At 34.4% G+C, this 16,435-nt stretch carries 14 protein-coding genes; 11 read left to right on the plus strand and 3 right to left on the minus strand.

Features of this window, described 5'->3' with window-relative positions:
• Positions 1 to 5 precede the first annotated feature (5 nt).
• The 5 genes from INR75_RS13205 (at position 6) to INR75_RS13225 (ending at position 3,513) form a co-directional block, all read left to right on the plus strand.
• On the plus strand, positions 6 to 443 hold the full coding sequence (locus INR75_RS13205) for a thioredoxin family protein (protein ID WP_223089140.1): 438 nt from the start codon (positions 6 to 8) through the stop codon (positions 441 to 443).
• Positions 443 to 1,426, plus strand: coding sequence for an FAD:protein FMN transferase (locus INR75_RS13210; protein ID WP_223089141.1), 984 nt, complete (start codon positions 443 to 445; stop codon positions 1,424 to 1,426). Before INR75_RS13205 ends, INR75_RS13210 begins: the two co-directional genes overlap by 1 nt.
• Positions 1,423 to 1,635: a DUF4266 domain-containing protein gene (locus tag INR75_RS13215; RefSeq protein WP_084843490.1), complete on the plus strand. Its 213-nt coding sequence runs from the start codon at positions 1,423 to 1,425 to the stop codon at positions 1,633 to 1,635. The genes INR75_RS13210 and INR75_RS13215 overlap by 4 nt, the downstream gene beginning before the upstream one ends.
• Complete coding sequence (locus INR75_RS13220; protein WP_223091928.1) at positions 1,626 to 2,966, plus strand: DUF3570 domain-containing protein; 1,341 nt, start codon at positions 1,626 to 1,628, stop codon at positions 2,964 to 2,966. The genes INR75_RS13215 and INR75_RS13220 overlap by 10 nt, the downstream gene beginning before the upstream one ends.
• Positions 2,967 to 3,051: 85 nt before the next feature.
• Positions 3,052 to 3,513, plus strand: a complete 462-nt coding sequence (locus INR75_RS13225) for a heme-binding domain-containing protein (protein ID WP_223089142.1) — start codon at positions 3,052 to 3,054, stop codon at positions 3,511 to 3,513.
• A 471-nt stretch (positions 3,514 to 3,984) separates the two neighbouring features.
• Here the strand turns inward: INR75_RS13225 and INR75_RS13230 are convergent, their stop codons facing one another.
• The gene (locus INR75_RS13230; RefSeq protein WP_223089143.1) at positions 3,985 to 4,785 is read right to left on the minus strand and encodes a DUF4138 domain-containing protein; all 801 of its coding nucleotides are present in this window, start codon (positions 4,783 to 4,785) and stop codon (positions 3,985 to 3,987) included.
• 73 nt (positions 4,786 to 4,858) lie between these two features.
• Between INR75_RS13230 and INR75_RS13235 the strand changes: the two genes are divergently transcribed.
• Positions 4,859 to 6,063, plus strand: a protein-coding gene (locus tag INR75_RS13235) for an IS3 family transposase (RefSeq protein WP_086026153.1) whose coding sequence is annotated in 2 segments (ribosomal slippage) — positions 4,859 to 5,138 and positions 5,138 to 6,063 — 1,206 coding nt in all. Because the reading frame shifts where the segments join, the coding sequence is not laid out codon by codon here.
• Positions 6,064 to 6,120: 57 nt separating this feature from the next.
• Here the strand turns inward: INR75_RS13235 and INR75_RS13240 are convergent.
• Together INR75_RS13240 and INR75_RS13245 are read right to left on the minus strand one after the other, a co-directional pair.
• Complete coding sequence (locus INR75_RS13240; protein ID WP_223089144.1) at positions 6,121 to 6,906, minus strand: sugar phosphate isomerase/epimerase; 786 nt, start codon at positions 6,904 to 6,906, stop codon at positions 6,121 to 6,123.
• A 65-nt stretch (positions 6,907 to 6,971) separates the two neighbouring features.
• The gene (locus INR75_RS13245; RefSeq protein ID WP_223089145.1) at positions 6,972 to 7,844 is read right to left on the minus strand and encodes an AraC family transcriptional regulator; all 873 of its coding nucleotides are present in this window, start codon (positions 7,842 to 7,844) and stop codon (positions 6,972 to 6,974) included.
• Positions 7,845 to 8,101: 257 nt separating this feature from the next.
• Between INR75_RS13245 and INR75_RS13250 the strand changes: the two genes are divergently transcribed.
• Genes INR75_RS13250 through INR75_RS13270 form a run of 5 tightly spaced genes read left to right on the plus strand, consistent with a single transcriptional unit; the run spans position 8,102 to position 16,335 of the window.
• Positions 8,102 to 11,176, plus strand: a complete 3,075-nt coding sequence (locus tag INR75_RS13250) for a TonB-dependent receptor (RefSeq protein WP_255584539.1) — start codon at positions 8,102 to 8,104, stop codon at positions 11,174 to 11,176.
• Between the two features lie 10 nt (positions 11,177 to 11,186).
• Positions 11,187 to 12,680 (plus strand): RagB/SusD family nutrient uptake outer membrane protein, encoded by a 1,494-nt coding sequence (locus INR75_RS13255; protein WP_223089146.1) that lies wholly within the window; start codon positions 11,187 to 11,189, stop codon positions 12,678 to 12,680.
• Positions 12,681 to 12,695: 15 nt separating this feature from the next.
• Entirely contained in the window at positions 12,696 to 13,640 is a 945-nt protein-coding gene (locus INR75_RS13260; protein ID WP_223089147.1) for a hypothetical protein, read from the plus strand.
• Positions 13,641 to 13,644: 4 nt separating this feature from the next.
• Positions 13,645 to 15,123 carry a hypothetical protein gene (locus INR75_RS13265; protein WP_223089148.1) on the plus strand — a complete coding sequence of 493 codons (1,479 nt, stop codon included), beginning with the start codon at positions 13,645 to 13,647 and terminating at the stop codon, positions 15,121 to 15,123.
• A 6-nt stretch (positions 15,124 to 15,129) separates the two neighbouring features.
• Positions 15,130 to 16,335, plus strand: a complete 1,206-nt coding sequence (locus INR75_RS13270; RefSeq protein ID WP_255584540.1) for a glycoside hydrolase family 26 protein — start codon at positions 15,130 to 15,132, stop codon at positions 16,333 to 16,335.
• Positions 16,336 to 16,435: the final 100 nt, after the last annotated feature.

A 16,435-nucleotide genomic window follows, 5' to 3' on the forward strand; every position in this document is an offset into this window, starting at 1 on the left:
TTAAAATGAAGAATATTTTGCTTGTTATTATTTGCGTTTTTTCAACTCAATTTTTATTGGCGCAGGATTGGAAAACAGATTTTTCTGAAGCCAAAAAAGAAGCAGCTAAAGCAGACAAACCAATCATTTTGGTCTTTCAGGGATCAGATTGGTGTGCACCATGCATAAAACTGGATAAAGAAATTTGGAGTACTGAAGAATTTAAAGCCTATGCACAGAAAAATTATGTGATGCTACAAGCCGATTTTCCACGGAAAAAGAAAAACGAACTTACCGCAACACAGCAGGAGAAGAACAACAAATTGGCCGAAATGTATAATCCTAACGGCTATTTTCCTTTTGTGGTGATTTTGGATAAATCTGGCAAAGTTTTAGGCCAGGCCGGCTATCAAAAAGCAGAGGTAAAAGAATACATAACTATGCTTAATAAGTTTGTGAAATAATGCGAAAAGCAGCTTTGTTTATGGTGCTTTTATCTGTTTCTGTTCATCTAAATGCGCAGCAAACGATTAAGCGCACTTTAAAACTAATGGGTAGTCGCTTCGATATTACGGTGGTAGCAAAAGATAGTACTGCGGCAAATAATTATATAGATATGGCTGTGGTTGAAATTACTCGTATCGAAAAACGAATTTCATCCTGGGATCCAAATTCAGAAACTTCATTAATTAACGCTAATGCTGGGATAAAACCTGTAAAGGTGAGTCAGGAGCTTTTTGATCTTATAAAAAGAGCGATAGGAATATCGAATCTTACAGATGGCGCTTTCGATATTAGTTATGCGTCGATGGATAAGATTTGGAAGTTTGATGGAAGTATGGCGCAAATGCCTTCTGAAGAAGAGATTAAAAACTCGGTTTCTAAAGTAGGTTTTCAAAATATTTTGCTGAATGAAGCTGAAAGAACCGTATTTCTGAAATTACCCGGAATGAAAATTGGTTTTGGAGCGATTGGCAAAGGCTATGCTGCAGATAAAGCCAAAGAACTCCTGAAGACTAAAGGTGTTGAAGCTGGGATTATTAATGCTTCTGGCGATATGAATACCTGGGGAAAACAAATAAACGGAGAATCCTGGAAAGTTGCCATCACCAATCCCATGGATAAAAACAAAGCTTTTGCGTTGCTACCAATAAAGAACGAAGCTGTAGTGACTTCTGGAGATTACGAAAAGTTTGTAGAATTTAACGGTACACGATATGCCCATATCATCGATCCAAGAACAGGTTATCCTGCAACCGGAATAATAAGTGTTACGGTTTTTGCTCCTAAAGCTGAATTGGCCGATGCCCTTGCAACTTCAGTATTTGTGATGGGAATAGAAGTAGGCCTAAACCGGATAAACCAATTACCCAAAATAGAATGTATAATTATTGATGCTGAAGGAAAAATCCATACTTCAGATCATATTGAAATCGCAACAAAATGATCAAAAAAATAGTAATTCTTGCAGTGGTGCTATGCAGTACGGTCTCATGCTCGGTAATAAAGGAATATCAAAAAGTATATATCAACGATCCCGATATGGTTTTGGGATCAAAAAAAGTAGATCGTTTTCAAACAAATTTCCATTCGTATAGAGAAGCAGCTTCTGGTGCGAATGGCGGTAAAACTGGTGGAGGATGCGGATGCAATTAAAATATCAAATTAGTATACTGGCGATTTTGGGCATTTTTAATGTTCATTTTTTAACAGCTCAACAAGAGGAAAACAACTCTATAGGAGTAGAAGGCTATAAGAAAAGAGTTTTGGAAAATACTGAAATCGACTTTTTAAGCAGTTATTATTCTCAGGAAGGGAATAATGCTGCGGTATCTGGTGGAACGGGAACTGAAGAATTAACAGATTTTACCCCAACCATTGTGGTGTCTATTCCGTTAAACGCAGATGATGTTTTAACGATAGACGCTGGAATTTCAGCATATACATCGGCTTCTTCGAGTAATATCGATCCTTTTGATGGTAGCGGACAGGCAGATCCTTTTATGGCCTCTTCAGGAGCTTCTAGTGGCGATACCTGGGCAAACATTAACGGTACGTATAGCCATAGCTCTAACGATCGCAATACAATTTGGACGGCGAATGCATCTTTGGCAAGTGAATACGATTATTTTTCAGTAGGTTTTGGTGGAAGTTTTACAAAGTTATTTAATGAAAAAAATACTGAACTTACCCTACACACCAAGATCTATCTGGATACCTGGAAGCCCATTTATCCGATAGAATTAAGAGCTTTTGGTGAAAATGGAGTGGGTTTAAATGATGCTTTATTTCAACGAAATTCGATCACAGGAAACCCAAATTATAGTCCGCAGTTTAACGAATTTACTGATAAAGGCAGAAATTCGTATGCTTTAGGTTTAAACTTCTCGCAAATTCTTAGTGAACGCCTGCAAGGATCGCTGGCTGTAGATGTGGTAAGCCAAAACGGACTATTATCTACGCCTTTTCAGCGGATTTATTTTGCAGATGTGGCCGATTCGTTTATTCAGGATTTTCAATTGGCCGATGCCATAGAGCAACTGCCAGAGACCCGTTTTAAAGTGGCTGTTGGTGGGCGTTTAAATTATTATCTAAACGAAACTTTTGTGCTACGGGGGTATTATCGATTTTATAATGATGATTGGGGAATACAATCGCATACCGCAAGTTTAGAAATGCCAATAAAGCTGGGGAGTAAATTCACGCTTTATCCATCGTATCGTTATTATACGCAAACCGCAGCCAATTATTTTGCTGGTTACGAGATGCATCAGTCTGAAGAGCAATTTTTTACTTCAGACTATGACCTTTCAGAGTTCAATGCAAATCAATTTGGCTTCGGTGTTAATTATACCGATATTTTTACCAAATTCAATATCTGGAGCTTGCATTTAAAAAGTATAGATCTTCGCTATCTTTATTACGAAAGGAATTCTGGCTTAAATTCTGGTTTGGTGTCTTTGGGCGTTAATTTTGTTATTCCGTAGTAATTCATTTTAAAGAAACATAGCAGCTTTAATAAATTACGCCGGGGTATTGTACCCTTGGGCGGAGCCAATAAATTCCATAAATATGTCTGTTAAGAAAAAAAAATCAACAATAATTTTAATTAGTGTTTTAGCGATTTTTTCTGTGCTTCAGTTTTTTAGGCCAACAAAAAATATTTCCGAAGAAATGTCTAATAAGGATATTTTAAAAGCTGAAGATCCTCCAAGAGATGTTTCCAGGATTTTGGTAACTTCATGCTACGATTGCCATTCTAATAATACAAAGTATCCTTGGTATAGCGAGATTACTCCGGTTAATTTCTATTTAGATGATCACGTAAAAGATGGAAAACGACATTTAAATTTTTCAGAATGGGCTGCCTTATCTTCTGAAAAAAAAGCGCATAAAATTGAAGAAATAGGGGAAGAGGTAGAACGTGGGAAAATGCCTTTAGATTCTTATGTTTGGTTACATAAAGAAGCCAATATTACAGAAAAAGAGAAACAAATTTTGTTGGATTGGGTAAAAAATTATGAGCCAAAATAACGAATATCGACTATAAAAAAGCCTGGCAATTAGATTTTGCCAGGCTTTTTTGTTTCTATTCTAAGCTCGAGATTATTGAATTAGCTCGAATGCGCCTTTGCTTAAGATTTGTTTGTTTTGGTCTAATTGCCCGGCATTAGTAAATAACTGAACCTGGATTTATGGTATGTTAATGCACCAATAGGAATTTCCTAAGTGAATAAATCTCAACATCGCTTAGGATGTTTATGGTTAAAAAACTTAGTATGAGTTTATCATTTTAATCAAATTCAATTATATATGGAAGGCCATTGATTTTGGTGAACTTTTTGTCTATTAATGTGGAATAGAGTAAAATGAAAAGAACTACAGAATCTTTATGGTTACCTCGAGTATAGAAATTAAAAGATTAAATTTCATTACCGGCGTCTAATCGGTTTGATAATAAAACGGGATACGGGGTTATAGGGTAATCAATAAATCATAAGTGATCTAAAGCCTTTTTCTTAATAAAATCTTCCTTCTCCCATTTAACTCTCGTAATTCCAATTGCAATTTTTCCTTACTACCCAATACAAATTTGGGCAGCACATATACTAACCGTACCGATTGGCTGTTATAGATATTCGAAGGCATTTTGTAGGTATAAATCGGTTTCATTTCCAGTTTTTGAAAGGAAGATTTTCTTTTTTTGTTGCCACTAACGCGATATATCTTCAGAAAATCTATTTCGAAGGTAATTCCCGAAGTATTGGTAAGTTCCATTACCAAATAGGTTTCTGAAGCATTGTAAGTTATCCTTTGTAACTGAAGCTTGATACCTCTCTTACGTTTGGTCTTGGACTGTTTTTTTCCTGATTTCATCAAATACTCTGAAAACCGTTGAAAATATTCCTGTCGCTTTTCCAGACTATACTTCTTTTCTTTTGAAGGCTTAGGAATTACTTTGGCTGGGATTTCCGTTCCAATACTTTCGTCTGCGGAAATAAAGTAATTTATCTTGGGAAGTTCTTCGGTATATTTCAGCATATAGGAAAAGACCTTTCCGTCATCGGTGACCACTAAAAGGTTACTTTCTTCTCCGGGTTGAGCCTGTAATAATCCAAAATATTGCCGTTTTTCGCGGTTATATGTAAACACAAAATTGGATGCTCCGGTTATGCCCTGTCGGATAGCACTCGGAAAAAACAAGGCTACGTTCTTTTTATCATTCGCATATAAGGTGTCTAAAGCCTTTTGGGCATTGACTGGACTTATCAAAGCCAGTAATAATATAATAGTAAATGTTCTCATAAGATTTGATTTTAAGAATGTTCCTGTGGTGGAATTACTACATTAGACCGGACACTAAGTTGAGAGAATATTTTTGCTAGTTATTACCTTAGCAATTATGAGAAGAAAATCTAAACATTACACCTTAGAATTTAAACAAAAAGCAGTCGAGTTAAGTTATGCTAAAGGCAATGTAAAACAAGTATGTGAAGACTTGGATATATTTCCATCTGTACTTTACCGTTGGCGTAGAGAGTTAAAAGATTACGGTAACAACAGTTTCCCTGGCCGTGGTAATCCTAAAATGACCGATGAAGAAAAAGAGATAGCCCGATTAAAAAAGGCATTAAAAGAAGCCGAGTTAGAACGAGACATCTTAAAAAAGGCCATCAGCATCTTCTCCGCGAGCGACAAGAAAAATACAGGTTTATAAAACAACACCTTATGAGATTTCCTGTCGAGACGATGTGTAAAATATTGAAAGTAAGCAAAAGTGGCTATTACCATTGGTTACAATCGGGACCAAGTAAATTATGGTTAGAAAATCAAAAGGTAACTGGGCTTATTAAATCTATATTTAAAGATAGCTTTCAAAGCTATGGTTCACCTAGAATAAAAACAGAACTAGAGACATTAGGCTATAAAATATCAAAGCCTAGAGTTGCACGTATTATGAGTGCTAATTATTTGTTTGCAAAACGAAAACGTAAGTTTAAAGCAACCACATATAGTCAACATAATTACCCCATAGCTCCTAATTTATTAAACCAAAACTTTGAAGTAAGCCGACAGGATCAAGTTTGGGTAAGCGATATAACCTATATCAAAACCAAACAGGGCTGGTTATACCTTACTGTCATTATTGATTTGTTTAACCGCAAAGTTGTTGGATGGGCTCTAAGCGATAATCTAAGTACAGAAGACACTATTATTAAGGCTTGGCATATGGCTATAAAGAAAACTACTTTAACCCAGTCTTTAATTTTTCATTCCGACCGAGGTATACAATATGCCAGCCATAAGTTTACCTCATTAATTAAAAGTTACAATGGCTTAGTAAACCAATCTATGAGCAGAAAAGGTAATTGCTGGGATAATGCCATTGCTGAATCGTTCTTTAAATCATTAAAGGTAGAATGGGTTTATAGGCACAATTATAAGTTGAGATCTGAAGCGGAGTTATCCATCTTTGGATGGATAGAAACTTGGTATAATAATAGAAGAAGACATTCCTTTTTAGGAAATAGAACTATAAGAGAATTTGAATTAGACATGTATAACCTTAAACTAGCAGCGTAGTCATTCAACTATTTGTCCAGTTTTTTGTTGCAAGTCCAAGATGATCGATTGAACAAACTAAATAGCTAAATTTTTTGAAATATAATTAAGACTTTTTCTTAGACTTTCATAAGGGGGAATTTCAAAGTTTTCCTGCTCTAAAATAAAGTGTTTAACTCCAGTCATCTCTTTGTAAAGTAAAAGTTCTTTAAAATTAATACTGCCGTTTCCTATTTCGGTATTTAATTCTTGATAACTTTTATTCATATCTTTTATATGCCATAACTCAAATCTTCCTGGGTAGTTCTCGAATAATCCTACAGGGCTTATACCGGATTTGTAGGCCCAGTAAATATCAATCTCAAAAGTTACTAGCTTTGAATCTGTGTGTTGTAATAAAATTTCGTAAGGACACCTGTCCGAGTTCTCTAATGTTTTAAATTCGAATGAATGATTATGGTATGCTAAATTCAAACCAAAATTCTTACATATTTCCCCAGCTTCGTTCATTATATCCGCTAGAGCCACATAAGCTGAATTTGTTTTTCTAAGATGTTCTGGAATACTTGGAATAACAATGTATTTTTGATCTAGAATTTTAGCTGTTTCAATAACTTCCTTAATTTCATCCATATTGCCACTCAACATTGATTCTAAACCATAATGACCAAATGAAGATTTAAGTTTATTCTTTTTTAATTCTTTGAGAAGATTTTCCGGAGTTAATCCCCACAACGTTCCTTTAGAAAAGTCATATGTTTCTATTTCTTTAAATCCTAAATCCGCCAATTTTTTTAGTATCAGTTTGGGATTTGTGTTAATCAAATTTTTTAGAGTGTATAATTGAATTCCTATAGTAAGCATTGAAGTATGGATTTCTTATGAATAAAAAAATGGATTGAGAAAGCATTGAAAGTTATAAATTCGTTTCAATGTTTCGTTATCATTTTCTGTTGAGCCCTAAAAGAACTTGGAGTAAAGCCTATCTTTTTTTTAAAGGATCTATTAAAATTTGAAATATTGCTAAATCCACAATCAAAACAAATCTCATTAATGGATTTCTCGGTTTCTATTAGTTCTCTTGCAGCATGACCTAAACGAAGATCAATAACATAGTCGGAAAAAGAACTATTTGTGCTTTTTTTAAAAAAATGGCTAAACGCTGATTCAGACATATTAATTAAAGATGCCACGTCCTTAATGAAAATTTTCTGGTTGAGATTTTTATGTATATATTCACTAACTTTCTGAATTCTTCTACTTTTAGAAATTTTATAATTGTCTATATATGATACAGAAGCTAAAGTTTGCGTGTTTCTTGCTATAGAAAGATCATATAGAATAGAAAGAAAATTTAAAAAAGAGTCAAAATCCTGAGATTGTGATAATTTCAAAATTTTCGGTCTTAATTTTTCAATGGTTTCTTTTGAAAAAGCAATGCCTCTAGGAGCCTTTTCCAATAATTCTTTTATTGGAAAAGAAAGTTTCTTATTAAGGGAAGAAGGGGATAAAAAATTTGTCTGGAATTGAATGGTAATAACGTGTGCTTCTCTCATGTCCACCCCTCCTGTCCAATAATGAGGAGTATTAGGTCCAATAATGACTAGATCGCAATCATGGTATTCCTCAATTGAATCTCCTACGATTCTTTTACCCGATGTATTTAAAACAAGATTAATTTCAAATTCTGGGTGGTAATGTAATGGAAAATCAAATTTGGCATTCTGATGATTTAAAACTATAAAAAAATCATTCTCGGATATAGGTACTAATTCTGTTAATACCTTTTCATTTTTATTCATAATAGTATTATAATTAAGTTTTTATTTATAATTCATATTAATGTAAAAAGTAATAAATATCTTGAAATAAGTTATTATTTTTCAATATATATGATATTATAAGGTATAATAATCTATTATTATCTTTTTAAAGATATAAGTTTTCTTATAAATATCATTAAATATTCATAATAGTATTACATATTAGCCATATTTACAAAATTTTTCTTAATAAGTTATTGTTGTTTTGTTATATCAAATAATTAATAGAATAATTGATGGATATGAATTTTACATTAAAGAACTTTGTGATTCTTATAATTTTTATGATCACGACTGTTTGCGCTAAAGCCCAAATAGATATTTCTGGAACTGTTACTGATAGCAAAGGAATACCTCTTCCAGGAGTTAATGTCATAGAAGGTGAAACTTCTAACGGTACTATAACCGATTTTGATGGTAATTTTAATCTAGAAGTTAATTCTTTAGATTCAAAAATTATTTTTTCTAGTATTGGTTTTCAATCGAAAACAATGCCAATTCCGGAGAATGGTATTATAAAAGTTACGCTTGAAGATGATCTCCAACAACTTTCTGAGGTTGTAGTTGTGGGGTATGGTAATGTCCAACGTAAGGATTTAACTGGTTCTGTAAGTACTTTGAAAACCGAAAAGATTGAAGACATTCCCTCTAATTCCATTGAACGAAACTTACAGGGTAGGATTGCTGGACTGCAGGTCTCTACTCCGTCCCAAGATCCTGGTGCAGGCGCAACAGTAAGAATACGGGGAGGTAGTTCATTAAGAGGCTCTAATTCTCCTTTAATAGTAGTGGATGGTTTTCCATTGGGCGATGCGGGTAATTTAAAACAAATTAATCCGGCAGATATAGAAACTGTAGATGTTTTGAAAGATGCTTCTGCCTCTGCCATCTATGGTTCAAGGGGTGCCAATGGGGTCATTATTATTACAACAAGTCGAGCTAAAGAAGGCAAAACAAGTGTGAGAATTCAGCAGCAATCTTCACTTTCTTACTTTAACTCAGAAGTTGATTTATGGAGGGATCCAGTTCTTTTAGCTCAAATTAATAATGAATCTAGAATTAACGGAGGATTTACACCCTTTTATATCGGCGCTGAAAATGCAACAGGAATTTATTATCCATCCGTTTCTGAATTGCAATCAGGTGACTGGCCTTATTTTACTAGTTGGGATGATATTGTATTTAGAGATACACCAGTTTCAAATAATACCACAATTAGCGTAAATACGGGAACTGAAAAAACTTCTTTTAATCTAAGTGCTAATTATTTTACGGATATGGGAGTTTATAAAAATGATGATTATAGTAAAGCTAATTATAATTTAAGAGTGGATCATAACCTCTTTGACAATTTTAAAATTAGGTTTTCTAATATAGTTAGCAAAGGTAACCGTTATGAGAACTCTGGTTTAGCATATTGGCGTAATCCAATATTTCCTGTGTATGATGAAAATGGAGATTATTTTCTTGTAGGTACAAATGATTATTCTCATCCAGTTGCAATTTCTGATAATAGACTTGATCAAACGAAAACGATTGATTTAATTACCTCGTTGGCATTAGAGTATGATATTATTGATGCTTTAAAACTTACTTCACGTTTTAATTACAAATTTGGGGAATCGATAAATGATCAGTTTTTTCCTAATACATATACTGAGGCTGGAGATTTTAATAATGGTGCAGCATATATAAATAATTGGGAGTCAAATAGATTTGTTACAGAGACATTTGCAAATTATGACGATAATTTTGGAGATCATAACATTGGAATAACAGCAGGATTTACTTATGAAAATTATTTACAGAGAAGTTCTTCTTTAGGAGCTTTTGATTTTGTCAATGAAACGTTACAAAATGAAAATATAGGAGCGGGCAATCCAGAGTTAAATCGGGTTTCTAATGGTCATATAGAAACAGAGCTTGTTTCTGGAATTTTCCGAATGAATTATGGATATCTTGATCGTTACTTGGCCACTTTTACTGGAAGGGTAGATGGTTCTTCTAAGTTTGGGGAGAATAATAAATGGGCTTTTTTTCCATCCGGTGCTCTTAGTTGGAAAATACATGAAGAAAATTTCTTGAAAGATTCTAAAAAAATTGATCAATTAAAACTTAGATTTAGTTATGGTATTTCAGGAAATCAAGGAATCAGTCCTTACCAAACCCTTAGCCGATATGGTGTTAGTCAATATTATGATAACGGAAGCTGGGTAACAGCTATTGGCCCTGGTTACGAAGTAGGTAGAGCTGGGCAAGGCGGTATTGAAGTATTATGGGGAGGAATTCCTAATCCAGATCTTAAATGGGAAACTACCTCACAATATGATATTGGTGTTGATATGGCATTTTTTGAGGAAAGGTTAAGTCTAACTTTTGATTACTATAAAAAACAAACCAAAGATTTATTAAGAGAGAGGATTCTTAGCCCTTCGTCTAGTTATGACCGTATTTGGATAAACAATGGCGAGATTGCCAATGAAGGTGTAGAACTAAGCATTAATGCCAATCTAATTGAAAACGATAATTTTTCTTTAAGCTCCAGTATAATATTCTTTGCGAACGAAAATGAAGTGGTTGATTTGGGTGGAGTTGCTGAATCAGGTCTTACTACAGATCCTAATACAGGGATGAGATTTGAATATTCAGGTGTTAGCCTTGAGCAATTCCGTCAGTATCCAAATATCCTAGCGGTAGGTCAGCCTGTAAATGTTTTTTATGGTTTTAGGACTGATGGTATTATTCAGAATTTGCAGGAAGGTATTGATGCTGGTCTCGACGGCGAATTAGCTCAACCAGGTGAGTTCAAATATGTAGATGTTAATGGAGACGGCATAATTAATTTGGATGATAGAACAATAATTGGAGATCCTAATCCTGATTTTAATTTAAGCCTAGGATTAAATTTAGATTATAAGAACTTTGACTTCAGTGTCTTTTTTAATGGTAGTTTCGGTCAGGATGTGATAAATACTCAAAGATTTAATCAGCCGAGTAACCTTCCTTTGCGCTGGACTTTAGATAATCCTACAAATGAATATCCAAGGTTACGTGATGGAAGGCAAACTTACTTTTCTGATTGGTGGGTAGAAAACGGATCGTTTGTAAGGCTCCAGAATTTGACATTTGGTTATTCTATCCCGCTTAATGAATCCTTTATTAACAAGGCTAGAATTTATGTAAACGGAAATAACCTGTATACATTCACTGATTTTGAAGGATATGATCCTGAAGTAGGAACAGATGGTATATACTGGGGAGGATATCCTAGACTTCGTCAAGTAACCATTGGATTAGATTTAAACTTTTAAAACTTATACTATGAAATATATTTATCAATTAGGATTACTTTTTGGCTTTTTAGGAATTCTATCCTGTGATCTCGAAGAGGAGCCATATGGTTTTTATTCAGAGGAGAATTTTTATAAAACCGAGGCTGATGCGATTGCCGCAGTAAATTATGCTTATGACGCGTTGACCTATCTAGAATATTCTCGTTCAATTTACTTTTTAGGAGATTTACCTACCGACGAAATTTTTCCTAAAAATGATGAGGGGATAGATGTCCAGAATTTGAATAATTGGGAAGTTTCTTCTTTCCCTATTAATAATATTTTGACAAATTTTTTTAAATATGCTTATATAGCCATAAACAGGTCAAACGCTGTTTTGGTGAATATACCAGAAGCAAACTATGATGAGCAATTTCAAAATGAAATTGTTGGCGAGGCCCATTTTTTAAGAGCTTGGAATTACTTTAATCTTGTTAGGGCATTTGGAAATGTACCCATCCATAGAGATGTTGTTGAAACTCTGGATCAAACTTCGACACCACTTTCCGAGAATTTGGATGAGATTTATGATTTAATTATTTCGGATTGCGAGCAAGCTATTGAATTATTAGGAGTTAATCAAAGGCTTGGGAGGGCTGATAAAGTTGCTGCTCAAGCACTACTTGCCAAAGTCTATCTGCAAATTGCCTCTGCCAAGGAAAATGGTGTTGCACTCTATACGGAAATGGATAAAGATGTCAACTCAATGTATAGCTTGGCAGAACAAACAGCAAACCAGGTTCTAGAAGGGCAGACTGTTTACGGATTTGAAGAGGATCTTTTGGATATTTATGACGTTGAGATGCCTCTAGGTAAGGAGAATATTTTTCTTCTTTCTATGGATAGGACTGGTACTGTAGAAGGTGATTATTCCAAAATTTCCAAATTGTTCATTCCATATATTGATGGGGCAACAATATATCTAAAAAATCCCAACGAAACTTACACCCCTTCTCATGACGGATGGAGCGTTTTTAATACTCAAATAGGATTTTTTAATAGCTTCGATAATAGCGATAAAAGAAAAACAGAGTTAATTGTAGATACTGTTTACAATGCTCAAGGTGAACTTTCAGCCACTTATCCGGAAGAAATTATATACCCCTTTACACGAAAGTATATTGATCCTAATTTTATAGGAGATAAAACTAGTACAAAACCATTCCTTTTAAGATATTCAGAGGTTGCTCTAATATATGCTGAAGCTGCAGGACCTACTCCACAGGCCTATGAATATATCAATTACATAAGAAATAGGGCTGGGCTTGGTGATTTAGATCCAGGATTAAATACAGGTGATTTTAGGAAAGCTGTTTTAAGTGAAAGAAAATGGGAGTTAGCCTGGGAAGGAAACAGGCTTTATGATTTGAGACGATTCAATATCGTCACCGAAACTGTGTCTGAGGCATCAGGATTGTCTAGCGAAGACGCTAATTTTTATCCGCTTCCTCAAAGGGAAATTGATTTAAATCCAAGTTTGTAATTAAAAATGTAAGCAATGAAAAAAATTAAAATTCTACTAATTGTAATAATTGGTATGGCCACCTATTCGTGTCAGGATGATCCTTGGGAGGATATAGAATCCGGAGACTGGAATAATGAGAGAAGTGTCATTTCAATCAAATTTCAGAATCAAGTAGGACAACCTACTATTGATAGAATTAATGATGAAACCGGAGAAATCGAGCTATCAATTAATGGCGATGCCGTTGAGAACCTAAGCGCTATAAGTTTAGAGGAATTGGTTCTATCGTATGGAGCGACTTCTAATGTTGAAAAAGGTGAAAGTCTTAATTTTGAAAATGCGGATAATACTGCAGTACTTACAGTAACCTCTCAAAATGGAAAAAAACGTGATTATACTATTAAGGTGAATTCATTCACCGAGAGTATTCTTGGTAGATACGAAATTGATAACTTAATAGTATATGGGGGGACTGGACCTGAATATGGAGGAGGAGCAATACTGGATTTAACCTCTAAACCATGGATATGGCCTGAAACACAAGGACCCCAGACTGAGCTTGATAATTATCTAGTTTTTGAATTAGGAGGGATTACGGCGGAAGGAAATACTTATGGTACAGTAACTAATTATGCTGGGCCAGATGAATTATACGCTGATTTCCAGTTTGTTCTAGATCCAGTAACAGATGTTAACAATTTTTACAGAAAAATACCTGAGGGGGAGGCCGAATGGTTGAGAGACTATAATACAGGCACAATTACTTTTACTTTCCCAGATGGTCGTATTACAAGAGGAACTATTGAATCGGCAGGTACTGAAGATTTAGGCAATGGCTTGAGTAAAACTATAGAGAATATGGCTTTCGTTTTCAACTTGAACGGAACTGACGCATGGGATAATATTTATTCCGATTATGATAAGTTTGCTAAACGTCCAAGAAGATATTGGATAGAGGTCACCAAACAGAATAATTAGTTATATGAAGTATTTCTGCGTGTCCTATATAACATTCTGTTTAATTTTAGTTTTAACATCCTTTAGTAATAGTTGTATAGCTCAGGCTGATGCAACTGTTACTGTTGAAGGAGATATAATTACGCTTGAAAATTATTTAGGAAATGGTGTTCAATGGGATCCGTATCAACTTGATTATGGAAAGGTAGAGCTAGAAATTTCTAAAAATGACTGGGATAAATTGTACAGTCGTCTTGACTTTATGAAACCCCAAGTTGTTAGAGTAATGGTAAATACTACTTCATCCATTATTAATGATACTTTAAATCCGTATAGGGAATTCAAAGATTTAAAACCTATACTAGATTATTGTCAGTCTCGCTCGGTAACTGTAACCTTTGGTGATTGGGGTGGAGGAATGGTTGATAGTAAAGCTAAAACCATCAATGAGAAAAATTTAAGATTTGCTGCTCAGTATCTGGAATTTTTGGTTAATACTAATAATTACAGCTGTATTAAATATTACAATCTTATAAATGAGCCGAACGGTTTTTGGTCTTCTACTGATGGTAATTACAATTTATGGAAGAATGCAATGCAGTTTTTTTACAGTGAAATTGAAGAACTTGATTTAGCTCATAAAGTAAAAATTATGGCTCCGGATATAGCAATTTGGAAAACGGATAAAATTGATTGGGTTTCTAAAAGTGCGGATGATCTTGAAGATGCGGTAGGTTTATATGATATTCATACTTATCCGTCAAAAACAACTGTAAATTCCGGAAGATACGAGAACATAATACGCGCATATAGAGAAGCAGCACCCCATAATGTTCCTATGATTATGGGAGAAATCGGGTTTAAATTCGTTGAACCAGAAGATTCAATTTACCAGAAAGAAAATATTCACCGGGCAAAGGCAAAACCTTATGCTTCTATAGAAGACTCTCAAATGTTTGTCTATGATTTTAGTTATGGAATTGATATGGCTGATGCCCTTTTCCAAACAGTCAATGCTGGTTATGCAGGGTGTGTAGTGTGGATGTTGGACGATGCTATGCATTCAAAAGAATCTCCTAATAAACTTAAGGTTTGGGGATTCTGGAACATTCTTGGTGAAGAGTATTTTGGAGACTCGGAAGAAGAAGTTAGACCCTGGTATTATGCATGGTCTTTACTTAGTAAATATATGCCACAAGGAAGTAAAATTTTAAGAGTAAAGACAGCAGGTGATCCCGCAATTAAGGCTATCGCATTAAAATATAAAGGTTCTTACACAATAGCAATAATTAATATTTCGGGTGAAAATAAAAAATTAAACTTAGTCCCTTCTAAATATGAAGGAAAAAGCCTTTTTAAAAAATTTGTTTATGGAAAAAATCACCTGAATAAAGTTGGAGGTTATAGTTTAAAACCCAATGATGAGATAGACTTAGTGTTTTCTTCAGAAAACCAATTTGACCTTCCTGCTGAGTCTTTGACAGTCTTAACTAATATTAAATAATATCGTATGAAGATGATAAAGAGAATGAACTGGTTGATTTTATTGCTATTCACAATTGTTAGTTGTTCCAAAGACTCTCCCGGAGTAGATGAAACTGAGGGTGAAACTGGTGAAGAAATTGATAATACGTCATTAAGCCTGGTAGATTCAAAAGCTACAGAAACTACAAAAGCCTTGTACGCGAATTTATGGGTGGTACAACAAAACGGTACTATGTTTGGTCATCACGATGATTTGATTTATGGACGTAACTGGTATGCCGAAAACGGCCGATCTGATATAAAGGATATTGTCGGTGACTATCCAGCAGTATTTAGTGTAGATGTAGCAGAAATCATGGACGACAGAAGCGATGCGTCAGATTTAAATGATGATAGAATTCGAACTATTAAAGAGGCTCGTTCAAGGGGAGAGGTAATCATTGCAAATATGCATTTAAATAATCCTTTAACCGGTGGAGATTCTTGGGATAACTCCAGCAATATAGTCGCTAAGGAAATTCTGACTGAGGGGAGTGTTACCCAAGTTAAATATTTAGGTTGGCTGGATAAGCTAGCAGATTTTGCAAATAATCTTAAAGATAATAATGGAGAGTTAATTCCAATAATTTTCAGACCATTTCATGAACATACACAAACCTGGTCCTGGTGGGGTAGAAGTGCTACAACTCAAACTGAATTTTTACAACTTTGGAAGTTTACTGTTGATTACTTAAAAGATTCTAAGCAAGTACATAATTTTATTTATGCGATATCACCTCAATTAGATCAAGCTGGTTCCAAAGAAAGTTTTCTTTTCCGATGGCCTGGAGATGACTATGTTGATTTCATAGGGATGGATAGCTATCACGGTACCAATACTTCGGCTTTTAGCACTAACCTACGTAATTTGGCATTACTTTCTGAGGAAAAAAAGATGCCTTGTGGTGTCACTGAAACAGGTGTAGAAGGTATACGCTACACGGATGGTATACCTATAATGGATTATTGGACGAACGAAATTGGAATCCCATTATCGGGAAAAGAAATATCTATGGTTGTTCTCTGGCGAAATAAATATGATCCAACTCAAAATAGTCATCATTACTTTGCTCCATTTGAAGGAGAAGCTACAGCAGAAAACTTTTTTGACCTCTATAGTATGACTCACATATTATTCAGTAAAAATTTACCAAATATGTATATGATGCCTTCGGGTATCAAAATCAAATAATTATATGAAGTATAAAAAGAATTGTCAGAAGAGATGAAATGTAATGTTTATTAACGATCCCGGGCAACCGGATTAAATATAATCATTATAAAATATATTA

The organism is Zunongwangia sp. SCSIO 43204 (assembly GCF_019904275.1).
Taxonomy (GTDB): Bacteria; Bacteroidota; Bacteroidia; order Flavobacteriales; family Flavobacteriaceae; genus Zunongwangia; species Zunongwangia mangrovi.